The 23,021-nt window shown below is 60.1% G+C and carries 18 protein-coding genes and 1 tRNA gene; 3 read left to right on the top strand and 16 right to left on the bottom strand.

The features are described from left to right. Nucleotides 1-166 precede the first annotated feature (166 nt). From ACEN8E_RS03360 to ptsP, 3 genes are read right to left on the bottom strand one after another with little or no spacing between them, the layout of a single operon-like run. On the bottom strand, nucleotides 167-1,906 hold the full coding sequence (locus tag ACEN8E_RS03360) for a PTS fructose-like transporter subunit IIB (RefSeq protein WP_495591423.1): 1,740 nt from the start codon (nucleotides 1,904-1,906) through the stop codon (nucleotides 167-169). An 11-nt stretch (nucleotides 1,907-1,917) separates the two neighbouring features. Next, nucleotides 1,918-2,859 (bottom strand): 1-phosphofructokinase, encoded by a 942-nt coding sequence (gene pfkB / locus ACEN8E_RS03355; protein ID WP_495591422.1) that lies wholly within the window; start codon nucleotides 2,857-2,859, stop codon nucleotides 1,918-1,920. Then, complete coding sequence (ptsP, locus tag ACEN8E_RS03350) at nucleotides 2,859-5,720, bottom strand: phosphoenolpyruvate--protein phosphotransferase (RefSeq protein ID WP_495591421.1); 2,862 nt, start codon at nucleotides 5,718-5,720, stop codon at nucleotides 2,859-2,861. Before ptsP ends, pfkB begins: the two co-directional genes overlap by 1 nt. A gap of 288 nt (nucleotides 5,721-6,008) precedes the next feature. Between ptsP and cra the strand changes: the two genes are divergently transcribed. Then, nucleotides 6,009-7,004: a catabolite repressor/activator gene (gene cra, locus ACEN8E_RS03345; protein ID WP_495591420.1), complete on the top strand. Its 996-nt coding sequence runs from the start codon at nucleotides 6,009-6,011 to the stop codon at nucleotides 7,002-7,004. Nucleotides 7,005-7,007: 3 nt separating this feature from the next. Further along, complete coding sequence (locus ACEN8E_RS03340) at nucleotides 7,008-7,784, top strand: TatD family hydrolase (RefSeq protein ID WP_495591419.1); 777 nt, start codon at nucleotides 7,008-7,010, stop codon at nucleotides 7,782-7,784. Here ACEN8E_RS03340 and ACEN8E_RS03335 read toward each other — a convergent pair whose 3' ends face one another. From ACEN8E_RS03335 to ampD, 4 genes are all read right to left on the bottom strand, one after another. After that, nucleotides 7,785-8,174, bottom strand: coding sequence for a hypothetical protein (locus tag ACEN8E_RS03335; RefSeq protein ID WP_495591418.1), 390 nt, complete (start codon nucleotides 8,172-8,174; stop codon nucleotides 7,785-7,787). It lies immediately after the preceding gene. A 176-nt stretch (nucleotides 8,175-8,350) separates the two neighbouring features. Further along, on the bottom strand, nucleotides 8,351-9,055 hold the full coding sequence (locus ACEN8E_RS03330; protein WP_495593268.1) for a methyl-accepting chemotaxis protein: 705 nt from the start codon (nucleotides 9,053-9,055) through the stop codon (nucleotides 8,351-8,353). A gap of 1,516 nt (nucleotides 9,056-10,571) precedes the next feature. Beyond that, nucleotides 10,572-11,408 (bottom strand): regulatory signaling modulator protein AmpE, encoded by an 837-nt coding sequence (ampE, locus tag ACEN8E_RS03325; RefSeq protein WP_495591417.1) that lies wholly within the window; start codon nucleotides 11,406-11,408, stop codon nucleotides 10,572-10,574. After that, nucleotides 11,405-11,965, bottom strand: a complete 561-nt coding sequence (ampD, locus tag ACEN8E_RS03320; protein WP_495591416.1) for a 1,6-anhydro-N-acetylmuramyl-L-alanine amidase AmpD — start codon at nucleotides 11,963-11,965, stop codon at nucleotides 11,405-11,407. The genes ampE and ampD overlap by 4 nt, the downstream gene beginning before the upstream one ends. A 252-nt stretch (nucleotides 11,966-12,217) precedes the next feature. On the opposite strand from ampD, the gene nadC reads away from it, so the two are divergent. Beyond that, nucleotides 12,218-13,066 carry a carboxylating nicotinate-nucleotide diphosphorylase gene (gene nadC / locus ACEN8E_RS03315; RefSeq protein WP_495591415.1) on the top strand — a complete coding sequence of 283 codons (849 nt, stop codon included), beginning with the start codon at nucleotides 12,218-12,220 and terminating at the stop codon, nucleotides 13,064-13,066. A gap of 130 nt (nucleotides 13,067-13,196) precedes the next feature. On the opposite strand, the gene ACEN8E_RS03310 is transcribed toward nadC, so the two are convergent. The 9 genes from ACEN8E_RS03310 to rimP form a co-directional block, all read right to left on the bottom strand. Next, nucleotides 13,197-13,502, bottom strand: coding sequence for a DUF6388 family protein (locus tag ACEN8E_RS03310; protein WP_495591414.1), 306 nt, complete (start codon nucleotides 13,500-13,502; stop codon nucleotides 13,197-13,199). Between the two features lie 434 nt (nucleotides 13,503-13,936). Continuing rightward, nucleotides 13,937-14,012, bottom strand: a tRNA-Thr gene (locus tag ACEN8E_RS03305). A gap of 139 nt (nucleotides 14,013-14,151) precedes the next feature. Continuing rightward, on the bottom strand, nucleotides 14,152-16,257 hold the full coding sequence (pnp, locus tag ACEN8E_RS03300) for a polyribonucleotide nucleotidyltransferase (protein ID WP_008018779.1): 2,106 nt from the start codon (nucleotides 16,255-16,257) through the stop codon (nucleotides 14,152-14,154). Nucleotides 16,258-16,463: 206 nt separating this feature from the next. After that, nucleotides 16,464-16,733, bottom strand: a complete 270-nt coding sequence (gene rpsO / locus ACEN8E_RS03295; protein ID WP_011332409.1) for a 30S ribosomal protein S15 — start codon at nucleotides 16,731-16,733, stop codon at nucleotides 16,464-16,466. Between the two features lie 143 nt (nucleotides 16,734-16,876). Continuing rightward, on the bottom strand, nucleotides 16,877-17,794 hold the full coding sequence (gene truB / locus ACEN8E_RS03290) for a tRNA pseudouridine(55) synthase TruB (RefSeq protein WP_495591413.1): 918 nt from the start codon (nucleotides 17,792-17,794) through the stop codon (nucleotides 16,877-16,879). Nucleotides 17,795-17,797: 3 nt separating this feature from the next. Further along, complete coding sequence (rbfA, locus tag ACEN8E_RS03285) at nucleotides 17,798-18,199, bottom strand: 30S ribosome-binding factor RbfA (protein ID WP_007973108.1); 402 nt, start codon at nucleotides 18,197-18,199, stop codon at nucleotides 17,798-17,800. A 159-nt stretch (nucleotides 18,200-18,358) separates the two neighbouring features. Further along, on the bottom strand, nucleotides 18,359-20,884 hold the full coding sequence (gene infB / locus ACEN8E_RS03280) for a translation initiation factor IF-2 (RefSeq protein WP_495591412.1): 2,526 nt from the start codon (nucleotides 20,882-20,884) through the stop codon (nucleotides 18,359-18,361). A gap of 27 nt (nucleotides 20,885-20,911) precedes the next feature. Beyond that, on the bottom strand, nucleotides 20,912-22,393 hold the full coding sequence (nusA, locus tag ACEN8E_RS03275; protein WP_007988680.1) for a transcription termination factor NusA: 1,482 nt from the start codon (nucleotides 22,391-22,393) through the stop codon (nucleotides 20,912-20,914). A gap of 59 nt (nucleotides 22,394-22,452) precedes the next feature. After that, nucleotides 22,453-22,911: a ribosome maturation factor RimP gene (gene rimP / locus ACEN8E_RS03270; protein ID WP_007973115.1), complete on the bottom strand. Its 459-nt coding sequence runs from the start codon at nucleotides 22,909-22,911 to the stop codon at nucleotides 22,453-22,455. Between the last annotated feature and the right edge of the window lie 110 nt (nucleotides 22,912-23,021).

Here is a 23,021-nt window from a genome sequence, read left to right as displayed (position 1 = left end):
TCCCGGAAAAAGGAAAAACTTAAGCATGGCTGGATGAAGCCGGCATGACATCCCCCACCTTGCAGGAGCGAGCCCGCTCGCGAAAAACCAATAGGCGCCGCTGGGCATCTGGTTTGACGCGTTATCGTTCGCGACCATCGCGAGCTCGCTCCTACAGGAATCGGTGTCAGGCGGTGACGGGTTCTACCGCCAACTCCACCACCTCTGGCCGTTTTACCAGCGCATATGCCACAGCTGTCAACAGGCTTCCCGCCACAATCGCCAGCAAATAAAGCAGCGCATGGTTGATCGCATTCGGGATCGCCAGCACGAACAATCCTCCGTGGGGCGCCATCAGTTTGCAGCCAAAATACATCGACAGCGCACCGGTCAGCGCACCGCCGGCGATGCTCGCCGGAATCACCCGCAACGGATCTTTCGCGGCAAACGGAATCGCCCCTTCGGAGATAAAGCACAGCCCCAGCACCAGTGCTGCCTTGCCCGCTTCGCGCTCCGTCTGGGCAAACTTGCGCCGCGCAATGAACGTGGCGATACCCAGGCCAATCGGCGGCACCATGCCCGCAGCCATGGTCGCTGCCATCGGCGCGTAACTCTGCGACGCCAGCAAGCCGACCGAGAACGCATAGGCCGCCTTGTTGATCGGCCCGCCGAGGTCGACGCACATCATGCCGCCCAGCAGCACACCCAACAGGATCGCGTTGGTGGTGCCCATGCTGTCGAGAAAATGCGTGAGCCCGGAAAGCATCCCGGCCACCGGTTTGCCAACCACGTAGATCATCACCAGACCGGTGAACAGGCTCGCCAGCAACGGGATGATCAGGATCGGCTTCAGCGCCTCGAGACTTTGCGGCAAACGCGCATAACGGTTGATCGCCTTGGCCGCATAGCCGGCGAGGAAGCCGGCAATGATCCCGCCGATGAAACCGGCGCCCAGGGTACTTGCCAGCAGACCGCCGATCATCCCTGGAGCGAGGCCCGGACGGTCGGCGATGGAGTAGGCGATATAACCTGCCAGCAGCGGCACCATCAGTTTGAATGCTGTGTCGCCACCGATCTGCATCAACGCCGCCGCCAGTGTGCCCTGTTCCTTGAACGCGGTGATGCCGAACACGAACGACAAGGCGATCATCAGGCCGCCGGCCACCACCATCGGCAGCATGAACGACACGCCAGTCAGCAGGTGTTTGTAGACACCGGTCTTTTCCTGTTTGGCCGTTGTCTTGGCTGCGCCCGCAGCGCTTTCCTGCTGACCTTCGGCCAAGGCCTTGTTCAAGGTCGCTTCCGCTTGCTTGAGGGCAATACCAGTGCCACAGCGATAGATTTTCTTGCCGGCGAAACGCTCGGTGGCGACTTCGATATCGGCTGCCAGCAGCACCACATCGGCCTCGGCAATCGCTTGCGCGCTCAATGGATTGCGCGCACCGACCGAGCCCTGGGTCTCCACCTGCAGGTCATAGCCCAGGCGCTTGGCCGCTTGCTGCAAGGCTTCAGCGGCCATGAACGTGTGGGCTACGCCCGTCGGGCACGCGGTGACGGCCACCAGTCGCGGCGAGTCCTGGGCAACCGCCACAGGTTCGACGACCGCTTCTTCAGCGGCGTAAACCTGAGCGTCCTGCGCACCACGCCGCAGCACGGCTTCCACATCTTGCAGGGCCTGGGCCGGGGTGCTCTGGAACAGCCGCTTACCGACAAACCGCGACATATCCACGGGTGCGCTGGTCACCAGCAGCACCCACTCGGCCGCGTCGAGGGTGGCCGCCGACAGTTGTTTTTCGGGATGTGCGGCATCGCTGATTTCGACACTGGTGCTCCAGCCCTGACGCTGGGCCGCGGCGTCTAGCAACCGGGCACACAGCACACTGGTGACCATGCCGTTCGGGCAGGCCGTAACGATGGCTAACTTCATGACAAACCCTCTTATTGTTCTGTCAGGGGACGCACGCGCACACCCTGTTCAAGCTGCGCCAGTTGCGCTGCATCGCCAATGCCGAAACCGATCTGGGTCACTGCCATCGCAGCAATCGCCGTGGCAGTGCGCAAGGTTTGCTCCGGCGTATCGGCACTGAGCAAACCGTGGAGCATCCCCGCCAGCAACGAATCGCCCGCCCCCACCGTGCTGGCGACGCTGACCCTGGGTGGCGTGGCATGCAATGCCGAGCCGACACTGAACCAGTTCACGCCTTCGGCACCGTGGGAGATCACCACATGCTCGATGCCCTGGGCGTGCAAACGCTCTGCCGCTATGGCCTGGGCGCTGACCGACACGACCTCGCAGCCCAGCACCTCGGCCAGCTCCTCGGTGTTGGGTTTGATCAGCCACGGTCCCGCGTTCAGCGCTGCACGCAACGCTTCCCCGCTGGTATCGAGGGCGACGTTCAGCCCCAGGTTCTTCAAGCGCACGATCAACGCCTGCAACCACTGCGCGCTGACGCCCAACGGCAAACTGCCGGCGACCACCACCGCATCGTGTCCCGGCGCGATCTGCTCCAGCCGCTCCAGCAAGGCCTGCTGCGCCGCCTCACTGACCTGCGGCCCCGGCCCGTTGATGTCGGTGATGCGGCCGTCGCTTTCCGCCAGTTTGATGTTGCTGCGCGTCTCACCTGGAACACGGATGAAGGCATCGACAAAACCGCGCCTGGCGAACAGCGTTTCAAACGCTTGCAGATTGTCCTCGCCAAGAAAGCCACTGACGGTCAACTGATGCCCGAGGTCCGCCAGCACTTGCGCCACGTTGACGCCTTTACCGGCGGCGTGGGTGTGCATCGCATCGCTGCGGTTGACCTGGCCGGCTTCAAGGCGCGGTAACTGGACGGTCAGGTCCAGCGCAGGGTTGAGGGTCAGGGTGAGAATCCGGGCCATTACAGGGCCTCCACGAGTGCGCGCACTTCATTGGCGCTGCCCACGGCCAGGGCCTGTCGGGCAAGGGTTTGAGTCTGAGTGAAGCCCAGTTCGCGAACTCGCGCCTTGACCTCGGCAATGCTGCGCGCCCCGACGCTGAGTTCGTCCACGCCAAGGCCGACCAGTACCGGCACCGCCAGCGGGTCGGCCGCCAGTTCGCCGCACACACCGACCCATTTGCCGTGGGCATGGGCCGCGCGCACGGTGATGTCAATCAGTTGCAGCACCGCCGGATGCAAGCCGTCGGCCTGGGCCGAAAGCGTCGGATGGCCACGGTCGATGGCCAGGGTGTATTGCGTCAGGTCGTTGGTGCCGACGCTGAAAAAGTCGACCTCCCTGGCCAGCACCGGCGCCAGCAATGCCGCCGACGGCACTTCAATCATGATCCCCAGTTGCAGATCGGCAACCGGAATTTCCTGACGCAGACGTTCGGTCATGTCACGGGCCTGGCGCCACTCGTCAACGCTGCCCACCATCGGGAACATGATCCGCAGTGGCCGGTTGTCGGCCGCGCGCAGCAAGGCGCGCAACTGCGCTTCCATGATCTGCGGGCGCTGCAGGGTCAGGCGGATACCGCGCACGCCGAGGAACGGGTTTTCTTCCTTCGCGATCGGCCAATAAGGCAGCGGCTTGTCGCCACCGACATCAAGGGTGCGCACCACCAGCGGTCGCCCGGCCAGACCGTCGAGGACACGGCGGTACTCGGCTTCCTGGGTGGCCTCGTCGGGCGCTTGCGGGTGGGCCATGAAGATCAGTTCTGTGCGCAACAGGCCAATGCCTTCGGCGCCCTGCTCCACCGCGCCCGCCACGCCGGCGCTTTCACCGAGATTGGCGAACACTTCGACGGCGTGACCATCGGTGGTCAATGCCGGTTGGTGACGCTGTTCGGCGGCTGCCTTCAAGCGCTCCTCACGGGTATCACGTTCGGCCGTGGCACGCTGCAAGGTTGCCGCGTCAGCGTCCACATGCAGACGACCACGCTGGCCATCGAGCAGCAACGGCGTACCCGCTGCCAGCAGCAACACGCCGGGACCGGCGCCGACCAGTGCCGGGATGCCCAGCGCCCGGGCAACAATCGCACTGTGCGCCGTAGCGCCACCCCGGGCGGTGAGAATCCCCGCCACGCGAGCCGGATCAAGACGCGCGACATCGGACGGGCCGACCTCGTCCATCACCAGAATGTACGGTTGATCCGGCTCGCTCGGGGTTTCGATGCCGCTGAGCTGCATCAACACCCGACGCCCGATGTCGCGCAAGTCGGCTGCGCGCTCGGCGAGCAAGGCATCCTGCAACGCTTCCTGCTGTCGGGCCGCCGCTTCAATCACAGCCATCCACGCCGCCTCGGCGCTTTCGCCCTGCTTGAGGCGCGTATCGACCTCATCGGTCAGTTCGGGGTCGTCGAGCATCTCTTGGTGGGTGATGAAGATTTCGCGAATGGCTTTGCTTTTGCTGCGCTCGATCAAGCCCTGAATGTCGCCGCGTACCTGCGCCAGAGCGTGCTGCAGACGTTCACGCTCCATGGCGGCGGACTCACCGCGCAACGGGTAGTCGATGGATTGCAGCACCTGAATATGGGCCGGCCCGATGGCGATCCCCGGCGCAGCGGCAATCGCCTGAACCACGCTACCCGACACCGGAGCGAGGACCACTTCGGCCACATCGGCAATGACTTCGCGCACCTGGCTTACCGGTGGCAGCGGTTCGATTTCCTCACCGAGGCCTTCCTCGATGGCGGCCAACAAGGCCGGCAATGCATCGGCGGCAATGCCTGGCTCGGCGATGAACTCCAGGACCTGTCCCCGACGGGCGCCGAGGCTGAGCAACTTGCTCAAGCTCTTTACCGACACCGCGCTGTCGTGACCATCGACGATCCGCACGCGGATGTCTCCTTCAAAACTCTTTGCCAATTGCGCGAGGATTTTCGCCGGCCGCGCATGCAAACCATGGGCGTTGGCCAGTGCAATTCGCGCGCTGGGCCAGTCGGCGGGCACTTCACCACCGAGCACTTCGAGGACTTTGCGGCTGCTGGTGGCGCGCCCCAACTCATGGCCGCGCCCTTCGATCAACAACGCGCACAGGCGCTCGAGCAGGGCTTGGTGGGCCTCACCGAGGCTGGCCAGGCAAAACAGGCCATTGAGCGGCTGGCCGAGATAACGCAGCGGTTTGTCCGGAGTAACGAAGGCCAGGCCGGGGCGCTTCACCGTTTGTTCGCTGTGAAGCCACCACAGGCCATCGCCCAACGGCAACGCTTCAACCTGTTGCAGCACGGCGGAGAAACCATTGCTCACACAGTCGGCCTGGCGCAACAAACGTGCACCGCGCCAGACCAGCTCCTCGAAATCTTCGGCCGCTACACCGAGGCCGATCATCTGCGCATCCAGCGCCAGCTCCTGGGGCGCGCCTTGCAGCAACTTCAGCAATGCCTCGGCGGAACCGGCGCGACGCAGGGCCTGGCCCAGATCAGTCTCGCCGAGAGCGCGGGTCAGCAATTGCAACAGGCGCAGATGCTCATCGGATTTGGCGGCGATACCGATCGCCAGGTAAACGATATGACCGTCGCCCCAGTCCACACCGTCAGGGAACTGCATCAGGCGCACACCGGTGGTGAACACCAGGTCGCGGGTTTCGGGCGTACCGTGGGGGATGGCAATACCTTGACCGAGAAAGGTCGAGCCCTGGGCTTCCCGCGCCTGCAAGCCGGCGAGATACCCCTCGGCCACCAGGCCATCGGCAACCAGATGCCGGGCCAGCAATTGCAGGGCTGCGGATTTATCCACGGCCGACTGGCCCATGGAAATCTGCTCTACAGTGAGCTCGAGCATGCTTTCTCCTTTTGGCGCATTGAGGCGCCAGGTATTGTTTTGATTGAACCAGCTCAGGTGCTTGGTCGTCATTTTGGCGGTTTCACGGCAGAACCGGCCAAAGGCACCTATAACGTAGAAAATACGCCTGCTGAAACGTTTAATCTAGATTGAATGGCACGTTACTCGATAATGTCCCATCCTTGAAGCTCAACTTGTCGGATGCGTTGCAACAATGGTCGCCTGCCTTAATCGGTTAGGATTGACGAAAATGTCGAGGCAATCTCGAAAAAACAAGGAAACAGCGGGTTGAAACTCAGTGATATCGCCCAGTTGGCCGGTGTGTCTGTCACCACCGCCAGCTATGTCATCAATGGCAAGGCCGAACAACAGCGCATCAGCAGCGCCACCGTCGAACGCGTGCGCGCGGTCGTCGAACAACATGGCTTCACGCCCAATCCACAGGCCGCCGGTTTGCGCAGCCGACACACGCGCACATTGGGGTTCATTCTGCCGGATCTGGAAAACCCCAGTTACGCGCGAATCGCCAAGTTGCTGGAGCAAGGCGCGCGAGCCCGGGGTTATCAGTTGCTGATCGCCAGCTCCGACGATGCACCGGACAGCGAACGGCAATTGCTGCAACTGTTCCGCGCCCGGCGCTGCGACGCACTGATCGTTGCCAGCTGCCTGCCGGCCGGCGACGACAGCTATCGCCAATTGCAGGCCAAGGGCATCCCGATCATCGCCATCGACCGGGTCATGGAGCCCGAGCACTTCTGTTCGGTGATCAGCGACGACCGCGAGGCCAGCCTGCAACTGACCCGCAGCCTGCTGGAGCCGCTGCCCAGGCAGATCGCGCTGATCGGCGCCCGCCCGGAGCTGAGCATCAGCCGGGAACGTGCCGCTGGCTTCAAAGAGGCCCTCACCGGGTTCAACGGTGAGGTGCTGATCGAAGAAGGTGATTCCTTCAGCCGCGAGTGCGGTAAACAATTGATGGAAGAGTTGCTGCAGCGTCTTGGCCATTTGCCCGAAGCCCTGGTAACCACATCCTACGTGCTGCTTCAGGGCGTGTTCGATGCGCTGCACGACTTCCCGCTGAAAAACCGTCCACTACGCCTCGGCACGTTCGGCGACACCCAGTTACTGGACTTCCTGCCGCTACCGGTCAACGCCATGGCCCAGCAACACCAGCTGATCGCCGACAAGGCCCTGGCGCTGGCCCTGGCCGCCATCGAGCAGTCGGATTACCGGCCCGGCGTGCAGGCCATCGCACGGACGTTCAAGCAGCGTATTCGCCAGGATTGAACCGTGGAGCTGATCGACACCCACACCCATCTGGATTTTCCGGACTTCGACGCCGACCGCCAGGCACTGCTGGCCGACAGCCGCGCCCTCGGGGTGCGGCGGATCGTGGTGCTGGGGGTTTATCAGGCCAATTGGCAGCGAGTCTGGGAGCTGGTGCAAAGTGACCCCGACCTGCACGCCGCGTTCGGTTTGCATCCGGTGTACCTGGACGATCATCGCCCGCAACACCTGAGCGAACTCGGTGACTGGCTGACACGCCTGGCCGGCCATCGGCAACTGTGCGCGGTGGGCGAGATCGGCCTGGACTACTTCATCGAAACCCTGGACCGCGACCGTCAGCAGGCGTTGTTCGAAGCGCAATTGCAACTGGCGGCGGATTTCGTTCTGCCACCATTGATCCATGTGCGCCGCAGCCATGCCGCGGTGATTGCCACGCTCAAACGGTTTCGCCTGAAACGGGCCGGCATCATCCACGCCTTCGCCGGCAGCCAGGAAGAGGCCCGCGAATACATCAAGCTCGGTTTCAAGCTCGGCCTTGGCGGCGCCCCGACCTGGCCCCAGGCCCTGCGCATGCACCGCGTGCTGGCGCAGTTGCCGCTGGATTCGGTGGTGCTGGAAACCGATTCGCCGGACATGGCACCCGCCATGTTCCCCGGCCAGCGCAACAGCCCGGCACACTTGCCGGCGATCTGCGCGGCACTGGCGCAATGGATGGCAATCAGCCCGGAACAACTGGCGGCTGCCAGCACCGTCAACAGCTGCGAAGTGTTCGGCTGGTAATCAGTCGGCGTGAGCCCTGGCGGCTTCCAGGATCAGCGTCAGGTGCTGGCGCCTGCGGAAGTAACGGATCGCCGCGAAATACACGAATATGGCAATCAGCGAAGCATTCAGCTGTTCGATGACGCTGAGCATCCCCAGCCACTCCATCACCAGCGCCACCAGCAAGGCGGTGCAGACCATCATCCGCAGGCTGGCGCGCAACAGCGAAAAAGAGTCGAGCGACTTGAAGCGCTTGATCTGTTCCGGGCAACGTAACTGAACGTGTTTCTGGCAGTGGGCACAGGCAAACGCTTCATTGATCGCAATGGCATTGAGTTGCCAGGGTTGCAGCAGCAATGTGCGTTGACAATGCGCGCAACGCCCCTGGACTCCTGTTGTCGCAACAGACATAAGCGGGCTTCCTCCTTGCAGTTAGCCGGGTAAATCTTCCTTGATTGAAATGCAAATACCAGCGCACGGAGAGAATCAGGAAAATCCCCACCTGAAAAGGAAAAAAGTATTACGAAACTTTCCGACAGTACATCAACCCTGCAGGACTTGGTCCTACAGGGTTTGCGAGCAGTTTTTCAGACGCGAAATGCACCGATCAACTGTTTCAACTCCACGACCTGAGCCGACAATGCCCGGCTGGCATCTTCGGTCTGATGTGCGCCTTCAGCGGTGCGCTCGCCGGCGCGATTGATCTCGACAATGTTCTGGTCGATATCGTGGGCCACGGCCGTTTGCTGCTCCACTGCGGCGGCAATCTGCTGGTTCTGGTCGACGATCATGCCGACCGCTCCCAGAATGTTTTCCAGCGCCCGCTGGACCTTCTCCGACTGCCCCACCGTGCCATTGGCCATTTCATGGCTGGTACCCATGGCCTTGACCGCCGCACCGACACCGCCATGGAGCTTGGCGATCATCTGCTCGATTTCTTCGGTCGATTGCTGGGTTCGTTTGGCCAGGGTCCGGACTTCATCGGCCACTACGGCAAATCCACGGCCCTGCTCGCCGGCCCGCGCTGCCTCGATGGCGGCATTGAGCGCCAGCAGGTTGGTCTGCTCGGCGATGCTCTTGATCACTTCGAGCACGCGGCTGATGGACTGGCTGTCGCTGGCCAGTTGATTGATCACCAGCACCGATTGATCGATCTCGCTGGCCAGCGCGGCAATGCTGCCTTGCTGCGACTCCACCAGACCGCGACCACTGATGGTCTCATCGTTGACACTGTGGGCACTGCTCACCGCCGCCGCGGCACTGCGCGCCACTTCCTGGGAAGTGGCCGACATCTGGTTCATGGCCGTGGCCACCTGTTCGATCTGCGTGCGCTGCCCGGCAACGGCCTGGTTGCTTTGCGCGGAAACGTTTTGCACTTGCCCGGCCTGACGCTCGACTTCACTGACGGTCTGCCCCACCCGCTCGATCAGGTCATGGATTTTTTTCACCGTGCCATTGAACACCTCGCCCAACTCGCCCAGCTCATCGCGGCTGTGGGCGCTGAAGGTCACCGTCATGTCCCCCGCTGCGACCTTATCCATCACCGCCCCCAGGCGCTTGAGCGTGGTGCGGGTCGAGGCATAGAAAGCGCCGTAGAGATAAAAGATCAACACGAACACCACTGATAACGCCACCGCCTGCAAGACCATGTGTGTGCGGTTCTGTTCCAGGCGTTGCTGCAACTGCGGGCCCAGATACTTCAGGGTTGCTTCGTTAAGCTGGTAAGTCTGGTCCATCAGGGTGCTGACCTGGTCGTAAAAACCCTGCCACGGCGCATCGAGGGTGTCGGCCATGACCACTTGTTCTTCGAACAGCTCGCTGGCCTTCTTCAAGGATGCCCGACTGCTATCGGCCTGAACGGCCAAGGAATCGCGTGCGGCTTTGCTGGAACCCAGGGCATCCTGCAACTTCAGGCCATATTCGGCCTGGAGCTTTTCAATCTGCGCCAGCAATTCATCGAAACGGGTGCTCGACGCCGAGTTGATGAACCCCTGCCCCAATGAGTAAGAACCCATTGCCCGCCCCTCGCCCAGGAGTTGGGTGACTCGTGGCGTGACGAGGGTGACGAGTTCGCTCAACTGGCGCATGTCGCTCTGGTTGTCGCGACTGAGGCCGGCCTGGCTGGTGATGAGCTGGCTGAAAACCTGCGCGCTACCCACCAGCTTGCCGATCAAGGCGCTTTTGCTTTGCAGGGAGGTTTCCGATTGCTGGGCCTTGAAGGCGGCGACCATTTCATCGCGCTTGCCATCAAACACCGCGACCTGCTCCGGGTCGCTGGTCATCGCCGTCAGCCCTTGCAGACGAGTCAGAATACTTTGCTCAAGGGTGCTGATTTTCGATTCGACATTGCCGGCCTTGCCGGATTGACCGAGGCTGACATTGATCTGCACCAGATTGTTCAAGGTTTCCAGATCGCGCCGTAACGTCAGGCTGCTGCCCAACAGGTCGAGACTTTGCAGTTCGATTTGCGTGCCCTGGAATTCACGGTAGGAGTCACGCACCAGATAGAAGTTGGTCACCAGCATCGGCACCAGGAACAATACGCTGATCAGACTGAACTTCATGCCGAAGCTCAGGCGGTTCATCAGTGCGACAGCGGGATAGAGCAAGCTCTTCACTGGATGTCTCCCTTCGATTTCTTATTTTTTTTATTGGCAGGCGCAGACCGAGAGCAGATAGCCACTATTCGGCGCTATCTCTGTATAACTTAAATCGGCAGGAGGTTTTGTAACTTAAGGTTAACGACAGGGCGACGCACTTCGGAAAAGTGATCGCCCTGTGGTGAGGGGGCATGCTCTGACTACTGCGCTAAGACAGGACCGTCCACAGCGCAAACCCGGCATACCAGAGCACCGCGGCACGCAGCAGCAGCTCCCAGATGCGGTCCAGGTTGTTGATACCTTCTGCGCCGGCCACCGGTGCCGGGATTTCTCCGGCCACCAGCCCGACTTTCTCGATCAATTGCGCGGCGCTGATGTTCCAGTTCAGCAGCTCATGCAACATGACCCGACTGACCGCGACAAAATTGCCGACCAACGCCAGGCTCGCCGCCAGCAGACGCACCGGCACCCAGTCGAAAGCGTGACGCAGTTGCCCGGCGCGCTCGACCACCGCCGGGGTTTTCCCGTGCTCCTCGGCCAGCGCCAGCAGACGATAGCTCAGCGCCGCGACCGGCCCCAGCAGGAAGTACCAGAAAATCACCGCGAAGAAGCTCTGGTACGCCTCCCACAGCAAATGCCCTTCGACCCGCTCCAGCAGTTGTTCGCCACTGTCTGCGCAGATATCCAGGTCGCGCTTGGCGACATGGGCTGCGGCTTGCAGGTCCTCCCGACGCCAGGCATCGCGGAACGGTCCGAGATCGCCCAGCAGATCGCCGCGCCCCAGACTATAGATCACGACCAGCAAATGGATCGGCAATGCCAGCAACCCGTAGGCTACCGGCTCGATGACGACCAGCAGCAAACCCAGCAACGTCACCGGCAACAAGACCAGTACCGACAACACCAGCCATGGCCGGTCCGAAAGCCGCGGGCTGACCTCAAGCCTGTTCAGCTTGTGTGTCCATCCACTGTCGCGCTGAACGCGATGGCGCAGGGCCGAGAACTTCTCGATCCATACCGCCAACAGCAACACCAGAAAACTCATTTCCCTTCCTCTTGTGCCAGTGCGGCCCGATAGCGTGCCCAGTCGAACGCCGGCCCCGGATCGGTTTTGCGCCCGGGTGCAATGTCGCTATGCCCGCAGATGCGCTCTGTGGTGATCGCCGTGAACGCCTGCTGCAACTGGCGGGTCAGGGCCGTCAACGCGCCGTATTGCGCGTCGGTGAACGGCAGATCATCCGTGCCTTCGAGCTCGATGCCCACGGAAAAATCGTTACAGGTTTCCCGCCCCTCGAAACACGAGACGCCGGCGTGCCAGGCGCGCTCAAGACAAGAGACAAACTGAGTGACGGTACCGTCACGTTCTATCAGAAAGTGCGCAGACACCCGCAGGTCGGCGATCCCTTCAAAGTAGGGATGTTCCGTGACATCCAGACGATTCTGGAAAAACTCCTGCACCTTGCCGGTCAGAAATTGCGCGGGCGGCAGACTGATGTTGTGGATCACCAGCAGGGAAATCTCGCCCTCGGGGCGCGCATTGAAGTTGGGCGAAGGGCATAAACGCACACCCTGACACCAACCGCTCGCGGGGTCCAACTGCATACCGACTCCTTCAACGTCGACTGTGTTGACACAGTATGCCGCGATAATCCATCGGGGCGCGATCACTTGCCGCGATTGAGGCGCTGGAGGTTGCCGATCTCAAACTGGCGTTTGTGCGGAATCGACGGCCAACGCCGACAATGTCAGAGATTCGACCAAATGCAGACACCAGCGCCATCGTAACGCGCTGATGCCTTGGGTTGGTCGCTGACATGGTTCTATAATCGAGCCACTTTGTTTGTGGAGTCCGTTATGCCGAATCTACGTCTCGCCGATCTGACCGCCGAAATCGAAGCCAACGTGCGCCGTGCGTTGCGTGAAGACATCGGCAGCGGCGACATCACCGCGCAGTTGATCCCGGCCGAACGTCTGGCCAAAGCCACCATCATTACCCGCGACGCAGCCGTGATCAGCGGCACCGCCTGGGTAGATACCGTGTTTCGGCAACTGGACCCACGGGTGGCGGTGCACTGGCAAGTTGCCGACGGTGAACGGGTGACGCCCAATCAGGTGCTGTTCCACCTCGAAGGCCCTGCGCGCTCACTGCTGACCGGCGAACGCAGCGCCCTGAACTTCCTGCAATTGCTCTCCGGCGTGGCGACCCGCGCGCAATACCTGGCAGACTTCGTGGCCGAAACCCAGGTCAAGCTGCTCGACACCCGCAAAACGCTGCCGGGGCTGCGCCTGGCGCAAAAGTACGCAGTGACCTGCGGCGGTTGCCACAACCACCGCATCGGCCTGTATGACGCCTTCCTGATCAAGGAAAACCACATCGCCGCCAGCGGCGGCATCGCGCAGGCGATTGCCGCCGCACACAAGATCGCCCCGGGCAAACCGGTCGAGATTGAAGTGGAAAGCCTGGATGAACTGAAAGAAGCACTGGCAGCCGGTGCCGACATCATCATGCTCGACGAACTGAGCCTGGACGATATGCGCGAAGCCGTGCGCCTGAATGCCGGCAAGGCCAAACTGGAGGCCAGCGGCGGGATCAACGAAAGCACATTGCTGCCGATTGCACAGACCGGAGTGGATTACATTTCGATCGGAGCAATGACCAAGGATGTGAAGGCGGTCGATCTGTCGATGCGCCTGAATCTCTGATCACACGTATGTGAGTTGCCAAACTGTAGGAGCGAGCTTGCTCGCGATGGTCGTTAACGATGACGCGTGTTTCCTGGATGCACGCGTCGTTCTTTAGTCCATCGCGAGCAAGCTCACTCCTACATGAGTGTCAAACCACCAGATTGTTCATCTCGCAGTACTCTTCCCACTCGACGCCCAGCACTTCGGCTGCTTCTTTATGCAGCTTCAGGCGCTCAGTCTCGTACTCTTCCGGGGTGGAGGTGTACTTGAGTGTCAATTCCCACGGCTGCAAGCCCTGGGCTTCGGCTTCATCCTCGAACGCCCACTGGATCTGGTCCTTCTGATCATCGGGACTCAAGTCCTTGATCTCGTCCATCAGTTCGGGAGCATCCAGCACGTACTTCTTGAGGGCTTCTTCGTGCCGCGCTTCCTGGGTTATCTCTTTAGCGGTCATGTTGTTCTCGCTGATCTGGGGAATGGAAGATGGATCTGGATCATCAAGGATCTCTCTGACGCAGAAGAACCGCTTGTAGTCCGGTCTGTCTGGCCTTCAGAACCATTCGGGATCATCTGAAAACTGCTGGGCGAAGCTCATGCAGGCTCCGAATATAGGATGTTTGTCGGACGATTTACACGACTCTTTGCATCTCCCTGCAAAAAGTTGTGCACACGATGTGTTGATGGCGCCTGGAACATAAATTCATATCCCGAGTCATCATGAGCAACAGCGACTCGTCCTCCGGAGACAAACTCACCGTCATCCACAATGACTACGGCAGAGGCGTGCTGGTCAGAAGCGAGTTCAGCGTCGGTGAGCTGAAACGCAGCAGCGGTTCCGGCTCAAGCCGTCGAGGACTTGAGCAGAAAGGTGAAATAACCGAGGGGATCTGGTGCCCGAGACAGGAATCGAACCTGCGACCTTCGCGTTACGAGTGCGCTGCTCTACCGGCTGAGCTACACGGGCTGTGGGCTAAACCTAGCACTGAGTTTCGGCTCCGGCAATGTCGCCAATCAACTCTGTTATCCACAGACAAAAAAATGCCCCACCGTTTTCACGGCAGGGCATTTTTTACAACGTTGAAGCAGTCAGGCGTGGGGCGTGATTAAACGCCCGAAGCCTTGGCCGCTGCCACGTCCTTGATGGACAGCTTGATACGGCCGCGGTTGTCCACGTCCAGTACCAGTACTTCCACTTCCTGGCCTTCTTTCAGGATATCGGTCACTTTCTCAACGCGAGCATCGCTCAGCATCGAGATGTGAACCAGACCGTCCTTGCCTGGCAGGATGTTGACGAATGCGCCGAAGTCGACGATGCGCTCAACCTTGCCCACGTAGATCTTGCCGATTTCGGCTTCAGCGGTGATACCCAGAACGCGCTGGCGTGCTGCTTCAGCCGCTTCCTTGGTTTCGCCGAAGATCTTGATCGAACCGTCGTCTTCGATGTCGATCGAAGCCTTGGTCTCTTCGCAGATCGCACGAATGGTCGCGCCGCCTTTACCGATGACATCACGGATTTTGTCGGTGTCGATTTTCATCGCGATCATGGTCGGAGCGTTGGCCGACAGTTCGGTACGCGACTGGCCAATGATCTGGTTCATCTGGCCGAGGATGTTCAGGCGCGCTTCCAGGGCTTGGCCCAGAGCGATTTCCATGATCTCTTCGGTGATGCCCTTGATCTTGATGTCCATCTGCAGCGCGGTGACGCCTTTGGCGGTACCGGCTACCTTGAAGTCCATGTCGCCCAGGTGGTCTTCGTCACCCAGGATGTCGGTCAGGACGGCGAATTTCTCGCCTTCTTTAACCAGGCCCATGGCGATACCGGCAACGGGTGCCTTCATCGGTACACCAGCGTCCATCAGGGCCAGGGAAGCACCGCAAACGGAAGCCATCGAGCTCGAACCGTTGGATTCGGTGATTTCCGACACGACACGGATGGTGTACGGGAACACGTCAGCGGCAGGCAGCATGGCCTGAACCGAACGACGGGCCAGACGGCCGTGACCGATTTCGCGACGACCGGCGCCACCCATGCGACCACACTCGCCCACCGAGAACGGAGGGAAGTTGTAGTGCAGCATGAACGGGTCTTTTTTCTCGCCTTCCAGGGTGTCCAGCAGCTGTGCGTCACGGGCGGTGCCCAGCGTCGCGACTACCAGAGCCTGGGTTTCGCCACGGGTGAACAGGGCCGAACCGTGGGTTTTTGGCAGAACACCGACTTCGATGTTCAGCGGACGCACGGTGCGAGTGTCGCGACCGTCGATACGTGGCTTGCCGTTTACGATGTTTTCGCGAACGGTGCGGTATTCGATTTCGCCGAAGGCCGCTTTGACGTCAGCAGCGGAAGGCTGGCCTTCTTCACCGGACAGCTTGGCAACGACCTGATCCTTCAACTCACCCAGGCGAGCGTAACGGTCGGCCTTGACGGTGATGGTGTAAGCCTGGGAGATCGCTTCGCCGAACTCGGCACGGATGGCGCCCAGCAGTTCGGTGGCTTCGGCTTGTGGAGCCCAGGTCCAGGTTGGCTTGGCAGCTTCTGCAGCCAGCTCCTTGACGGCCTGGATCACGGCCTGGAACTCGTCGTGGGCGAACAGTACGGCGCCCAGCATCTGGTCTTCGGTCAGCTCTTTGGCTTCCGATTCAACCATCAGAACGGCTTCCGAAGTACCGGCAACGACCATGTCCAGGCTCGAAGCAGCCAGTTGCTCGTAAGTCGGGTTCAGCAGGTAGCCGGTGCTTTCGTGGAACGCAACACGGGCAGCGCCGATCGGGCCATCGAAAGGAATGCCGGAGATGGCCAGGGCAGCCGAGGTACCGATCATCGCAGCGATGTCCGGATCGGTCTTCTTGCTGGTGGACACGACGGTGCAGACAACCTGCACTTCGTTCATGAAGCCTTCAGGGAACAGCGGACGGATCGGACGGTCGATCAGTCGGGAAGTCAGGGTTTCTTTCTCGGAAGGACGGCCTTCGCGCTTGAAGAAACCGCCAGGGATCTTGCCGGCAGCGTAAGTCTTTTCCTGGTAGTGAACAGACAGAGGGAAGAAGCCCTTGCCTGGATCGGCTTGCTTGGCACCGACTACGGTCACCAATACGCTGACGTCGTCGTCAACGGTGACCAATACTGCGCCGGAGGCCTGACGGGCGATACGGCCAGTCTCGAGGGTAACGGTCGACTGACCGAACTGGAATTTTTTGATTACCGGGTTCACGGTGTCCTACCTTCTTTGTGGCTCTTGGGGGAACTGGTTTCTTGCGAAATTCTTGGGCAACGCCGGGAATCGGCCCGACCGGTTGTCCGGGGTGTACACACAGGTAAAGCAGGTATCCAGATAAAACTTGAGGCTGGAAGCCTGCCATGCGCTGGCGGAAACCCGCTGACGCACGACAGACAACCAACCTCTAGCGCAATCGCTTATTAGCGACGCAGACCCAGGCGAGCGATCAGAGCGCTGTAACGGCTCACGTCCTTGCCTTTCAGGTAGTCCAGCAGCTTACGACGCTGGTTAACCATGCGGATCAGACCACGACGGGAGTGGTGGTCTTTACCGTTGGCCTTGAAGTGACCTTGCAGTTTGTTGATGTTGGCGGTCAGCAGTGCAACTTGCACTTCTGGCGAACCAGTGTCACCAACGGCTTGCTGGTAGTCAGCAACGATTTGAGCTTTTTCTTGAACGTCGAGAGCCATGAGGCAATCCTTTTATCAGGAAACTGTTTCAGAAAAACAGTTTCAACAGGCCAGGGACAAATCCCTGTATCTAAAAATGAGTAGTGACCGTGCCTGCTAACAGCCACACTCGCCGATCTGCTGTTACACAGACCGGTGTCCGGTCATTCTGACCGAATCAGTCGACGTGGCGCGATACGCCCGTCTTCGCTCACTTCACCGATACCGATGAAGCGACCATTGTGATCCTGTACCCGCACCATGCCGAACTTTGGAGCGTCCGGGGCACGTACCGGCTGGCCGTTGAGCCAGTAGAACGCGCTCGCTTCCGAGAACTGCAACAGTGGCCAATCCAGCAGGCCGCTGTCCGATGGCATCAGGAAGCGATCGACCGCTTCGTTGCCGCCTTCGGCATGTACCGCTTCCAGCTCTTCCAGGGTAACCGTCTGCGCCAGGGTGAATGGCCCGGCCTGGGTACGTCGCAGTTCTGCAACGTAAGCGCCACAACCGAGTTGCTCACCGATATCCTCCACCAGGGTACGGATATAGGTGCCTTTGCTGCAATCCACCGCCAGCCGCACAGTATCGCCTTCGAAAGCCAGCAATTCCAAGCGCGTAATAGTAACAGAACGCGGTTCGCGCTCCACTACTTCGCCTGCACGAGCCAGCTTGTACAGCGGCTGTCCATCACGCTTGAGTGCCGAGTACATCGGCGGTATCTGACTGATTTGCCCGCGAAATTTCGGCAGAACAGCTTCGATGTCGGCGCGACCAACGGTCACCGGACGCTCCTGCAAAACTTCACCTTCGGCATCCGCCGTGGTGGTGGTCTTGCCCAGCTGCGCCAGGGTTTCATAACCCTTGTCGGAATCGAGCAGGTATTGCGAGAACTTGGTCGCCTCGCCGAAGCACAACGGCAAAACGCCGGTGGCCAGGGGGTCGAGACTGCCGGTATGACCTGCCTTTTCGGCGTTCAGCAACCAGCGAACCTTCTGCAAGGCCGCATTGGAGGTAAACCCCAGCGGCTTGTCGAGCAGGATAATGCCGCTGACGTTACGACGGATACGTTTGACCTGAGCCACCGATTACTCCTTGGTGTCTTCGGCTTCTGCCGCAACCGGATGCTGATTGTCTTCAGCCACTGCGCGCTCGATCAATGCCGACAGGTGCGCACCACGCACGACGCTTTCGTCGTAGTGGAAGTGCAGCTGCGGAACGCTGCGCAGCTTCATCTCGCGAGCCAGCTGCATGCGCAGGAAACCGGCGGCAGAGTTCAGCACCTTGATGCTTTGTGCGATTTCCTCGGCGCTGTCCTGCCCCATCACGGTGATGAAGATCTTGGCGTGACCGACGTCACGACTGACTTCCACTGCGGTAATGGTGACCAGGCCGACGCGCGGGTCTTTGACTTCACGACGGATCAGTTGTGCCAGCTCGCGCTGCATCTGATCGCCGATACGTTGGGTACGGCTGTATTCTTTTGCCATGTATTGTTACCTGTTACTGCCCCACGGTGAAACCCGTGAGGTCTGAAAGCGGCAAACGCCCGGCCTGACAAAAGCCAGACCGGGCGTTGCGTTTAGAGTCCTGGTGACGAGCTGCGCACTTGCATGCGGCTACCCGTCTCGGCTCTTGAAGTGCGCGAATTAGAGGCTGCGAGCAACCTGCACCTTCTCGAAGACTTCGATCTTGTCACCGACCTTGACGTCGTTGTAGCTCTTCACGCCGATACCGCATTCCATGCCGGCACGTACTTCGGAAGCGTCATCCTTGAAGCGGCGCAGGGATTCCAGCTCGCCTTCGAAGATAACGATGTCTTCACGCAGTACACGGATTGGACGGTTACGGTGAACGACACCTTCGATAACCATGCAACCGGCGATCGCGCCAAACTTCGGCGAACGGAACACGTCACGCACTTCGGCGATACCCAGGATGTTCTCGCGAACATCGCTGCCGAGCATACCGGTCAGGGCTTTCTTGACGTCTTCGATGATGTCGTAGATCACGTTGTAGTAACGCATATCCAGACCTTCCTGCTCGACGATCTTGCGCGCACCGGCATCGGCACGCACGTTGAAGCCGAACAGTACAGCGTTGGAGGCCAGTGCCAAGTTGGCATCGGATTCGGTGATACCACCGACGCCGCCACCGACCACACGCACTTGCACTTCGTCGTTACCCAGGCCATTCAAGGCACCGTTCAACGCTTCCAGCGAACCACGGACGTCGGATTTGAGGACGATGTTGAGCGTCTTCTTCTCTTCCTGACCCATGCTTTCGAAGATGTTTTCCAGCTTGCCGGCGTGAGCACGAGCCAGTTTGACTTCGCGGAACTTGCCTTGACGGAACAGAGCCACTTCACGGGCTTTCTTCTCGTCGGCAACCACGCTCATCTCGTCGCCAGCGTCTGGGGTACCGTCCAGACCGAGGATCTCGACAGGGATGGCCGGACCGGCTTCCTTGATTGGCTTGCCGTTCTCGTCGAGCATGGCACGAACGCGGCCATAGTTCGAACCGACCAGAACCATGTCGCCCTGACGCAGGGTACCGTCCTGAACCAGTACGGTAGCCACCGGGCCGCGGCCCTTGTCGAGACGGGATTCAACCACGACACCACGGCCAGGAGCCGACGGAGTTGCAGTCAGTTCCAGGACCTCGGCTTGCAGCAGTACTGCTTCGAGCAATTCGTCGACGCCAGTACCCATTTTCGCCGAAACCGGTACGAATGGAGTGTCACCACCCCACTCTTCCGACGTCACGCCGTGTACCGACAGTTCGCTACGGATGCGATCGAGGTCAGCACCTGGCTTGTCGATCTTGTTCACAGCGACAACCAGCGGAACGCCAGCAGCCTGAGCGTGCTGAACAGCTTCGATGGTTTGCGGCATTACGCCGTCGTCCGCTGCAACCACCAGGATCACGATGTCGGTCGCCTTGGCACCACGGGCACGCATCGCGGTAAACGCGGCGTGACCAGGGGTATCGAGGAACGTCACCATGCCACGGTCGGTTTCAACGTGGTACGCACCGATGTGCTGGGTGATACCACCGGCTTCGCCAGCAGCAACCTTGGCACGACGGATGTAGTCGAGCAGGGAAGTCTTACCGTGGTCAACGTGGCCCATTACGGTCACGACCGGCGCACGGGAAACCGCTTCACCTTCAAACTTCAGGGACTCGGCCAGGGAATCTTCCAAGGCGGTGTCGCTGACCAGGGTCACTTTGTGGCCCAGCTCTTCGGCAACCAACTGGGCAGTTTCCTGATCCAGTACCTGGTTGATGGTCGCTGGGGTACCCAGTTTGAACATGAACTTGATGATTTCAGCAGCCTTGACCGACATCTGCTGAGCGAGATCGCCAACAGTGATGGTCTCGCCGATCTTCACTTCGCGCACGACAGGGCCGGTCGGGCTCTGGAAACCGTGGGCGTTGCGCTTCTTCAGCTTGGCCTTGCCGCGACCACCACGGCGGAAGCCATCGCTTTCTTCGTCGGTAGTACGTGGGGCAACGCGTGGAGCTGGCGCCTTTTCCTTGACCGAAGCACGATGCGGAGCGTTTTTGCGCTCGCCATCGCCGCCACCGCGACGATTGTTGTCGTCGGCACGTGGTTTGTCCGGACGCCGTTGTTCGTCGCGCTTGCGAGTGTCCGCCGCAGGAGCCGGGGCCGCCGCAACAACCGGAGCGCTTTCGCGCACAGGCTCGGCAACTGCAACAGGTGCTGCAACAGCTTCGGCAGGAGCGGTCGGCGCAGCAGCAGGCTGGCGACGCGCTTCTTCTTCGGCGCGGCGCTTGGCTTCTTCTTCAGCCTTCTGACGTGCAGCATTTTCTACTGCGCGACGTTCATCCAGTTCACGCTTGCGCTCGGCTTCGATTTCTTCCGGGCTGCGCTGTACGAAGACTTTCTTCTTGCGTACTTCAACGCTGATGCTTTTGCTGCCAGCAACCCGCAGGGTGCTGGTGGTTTTACGCTGCAGCGTAATCTTGCGTGGTTCTTCCACTTTCGCCTTGTGGCTGCTTTTCAAGTGAGTCAGCAAAGATTGCTTCTCACTGTCAGTCACACTTTCTTCGGCGGCGGTGTGCGGCAGACCTGCCTCACGCATCTGCTGCAACAGGCGCTCTACCGGTGTTTTGACCTCATCGGCCAGTTGTTTCACCGTGACTTGCGTCATGCACTTCTCTCCTCAGGCCGCGCCTAATTACTCGAACCAGTGGGCTCGGGCGGCCATGATCAACTTGCCGGCACGATCATCGTCAATGCCGTCGATGTCGAGCAGGTCGTCAATAGACTGCTCGGCCAGGTCTTCGCGGGTAATTACGCCGCGCACCGCCAGTTCCATCGCCAAATCCTTGTCCATACCCTCAAGCGAGAGCAGGTCTTCGGCCGGATGGGCGTCTGCCAGCTTTTCCTCAGTAGCGATGGCTTTGGTCAACAAGCGATCCTTGGCACGAGCGCGAAGCTCGTTGACGATTTCCTCGTCAAAGCCGTCGATGTTGAGCATTTCTTCCAACGGTACGTAGGCAATCTCTTCCAGGCTGGTGAAGCCTTCATCAACCAGCACCTGAGCCAGTTCTTCGTCGACTTCCAGCTCGTCGATGAAGTTGCGCAGGATGTCGCCGGTTTCTGCTTGCTGCTTAGCCTGGATGTCCGATTCGGTCATCACGTTCAGGGTCCAGCCAGTCAACTGGCTCGCCAGACGCACGTTCTGACCACCGCGACCGATGGCCTGAGCCAGATTGTCTGCGCCAACGGCGATGTCCATTGCGTGGGCATCTTCGTCAACGATAATTGCCGCAACCTCGGCCGGGGACATGGCGTTGATCACGAACTGAGCCGGGTTGTCGTCCCACAGAACGATGTCAACACGCTCACCGCCCAACTCACCCGACACTGCCTGGACGCGCGAACCGCGCATACCGATGCAAGCGCCTTGCGGGTCGATGCGTTTGTCCTTGGAGCGAACGGCGATCTTGGCGCGCGAACCCGGATCACGGGACGCAGCCATCACTTCGATCAGGCCTTCGGCAATTTCCGGCACTTCGATGCGGAACAACTCGATCAGCATTTCCGGCGCGGTACGCGACAGGATCAGCTGCGGGCCGCGGTTCTCGGTGCGGATTTCCTTGAGCAGCGCACGCAGACGCACGCCAACCCGGAAAGTTTCGCGAGAAATGATGTCTTCACGGGCCAGCAACGCTTCAGCGTTGTTGCCCAGATCAACGATCACGTTGTCGCGGGTAACTTTTTTCACGGTGCCGGAGATGATTTCACCCAGGCGCTCGCGGTAAGCGTCAACAACCTGAGCGCGCTCGGCTTCGCGAACTTTCTGCACGATGACTTGCTTGGCAGTCTGTGCAGCAATGCGGCCGAACTCGATGGACTCGATTTTCTCTTCGACGACGTCACCGACTTTGGCGCCAGGGTGCGTTTCAGCAACCTTGCTCGGCCAGGTTTCGATGGCCGGATCGTCCAGGTCTGCTTCCTCGACGACCGTCCAGCGACGGAATGTCTCGTATGCACCCGTGTGGCGATTGATTTCCACACGCAGATCAACTTCGTCTTCGAAACGCTTTTTGGTAGCAGTGGCCAGGGCCAGCTCCAGCGCTTCAAAAATAACGTTTGCCGGTACACCTTTTTCGTTGGATACCGACTCAACAACCAGCAGTACTTCTTTGCTCATCGTACGCCTCGCCTTTCGCAAGCCATTGGATCCGCGGGATCCGCAGTATCTGGCACGCCTCAGTCAAAACTGGGAATAATGTTGGCCTTGTCGATCATATCGATCGGCAACAGGAACTCATGGTCTTCTACCTGCACCACGACATCCTGCTCTTCTACGCCGCGCAGAAGGCCCTGAAAGTTGCGTCGTCCTTCAAAAGGCGAGCGCAGCTTGATCTTCACTTGTTCACCGGCAAATTTTGCAAACTGCTCAAGAGTGAACAGAGGGCGTTCCATGCCAGGCGAGGAAACTTCAAGGGTGTATTCAACGGAGATTGGATCTTCAACATCCAGCACACCGCTGATCTGACGGCTGACGATGGCGCAATCGTCCACCAGCACGCCGCCTTCTTTATCGATATAAACGCGCAACATTGAGTGGCGACCCTGGGCCGAAAACTCAATACCCCAGCATTCATAGCCTAGGGCCACGACCACCGGGGCCAGCAAGGCCTGCAACTCTTCTAGCTTGCTCGACACCTGAACCCCCTAGTGCATGTATGTGCATGCTATGCAAAATAAAAAAATGGGCTAAACGCCCATCCTTGAAACGCCGTTGAACAGCGGCGTTGAAAGTGTCCAGCTAACAA

This window comes from Pseudomonas sp. Pseusp9, assembly GCF_059491265.1.
This window is presented reverse-complemented; position numbering and strand designations above follow the sequence as displayed.

Coding starts and splice junctions, on each gene's coding strand:
- ACEN8E_RS03360 (WP_495591423.1), bottom strand. CDS start 1,906: ATGAAGTTAGCCATCGTTACGGCCTGCCCGAACGGCATGGTCACCAGT.
- pfkB (WP_495591422.1), bottom strand. CDS start 2,859: ATGGCCCGGATTCTCACCCTGACCCTCAACCCTGCGCTGGACCTGACC.
- ptsP (WP_495591421.1), bottom strand. CDS start 5,720: ATGCTCGAGCTCACTGTAGAGCAGATTTCCATGGGCCAGTCGGCCGTG.
- ACEN8E_RS03335 (WP_495591418.1), bottom strand. CDS start 8,174: ATGTCTGTTGCGACAACAGGAGTCCAGGGGCGTTGCGCGCATTGTCAA.
- ACEN8E_RS03330 (WP_495593268.1), bottom strand. CDS start 9,055: ATGTCGGCCACTTCCCAGGAAGTGGCGCGCAGTGCCGCGGCGGCGGTG.
- ampE (WP_495591417.1), bottom strand. CDS start 11,408: ATGAGTTTTCTGGTGTTGCTGTTGGCGGTATGGATCGAGAAGTTCTCG.
- ampD (WP_495591416.1), bottom strand. CDS start 11,965: ATGCAGTTGGACCCCGCGAGCGGTTGGTGTCAGGGTGTGCGTTTATGC.
- nadC (WP_495591415.1), top strand. CDS start 12,218: ATGCCGAATCTACGTCTCGCCGATCTGACCGCCGAAATCGAAGCCAAC.
- ACEN8E_RS03310 (WP_495591414.1), bottom strand. CDS start 13,502: ATGACCGCTAAAGAGATAACCCAGGAAGCGCGGCACGAAGAAGCCCTC.
- rpsO (WP_011332409.1), bottom strand. CDS start 16,733: ATGGCTCTCGACGTTCAAGAAAAAGCTCAAATCGTTGCTGACTACCAG.
- rbfA (WP_007973108.1), bottom strand. CDS start 18,199: ATGGCAAAAGAATACAGCCGTACCCAACGTATCGGCGATCAGATGCAG.
- infB (WP_495591412.1), bottom strand. CDS start 20,884: ATGACGCAAGTCACGGTGAAACAACTGGCCGATGAGGTCAAAACACCG.
- nusA (WP_007988680.1), bottom strand. CDS start 22,393: ATGAGCAAAGAAGTACTGCTGGTTGTTGAGTCGGTATCCAACGAAAAA.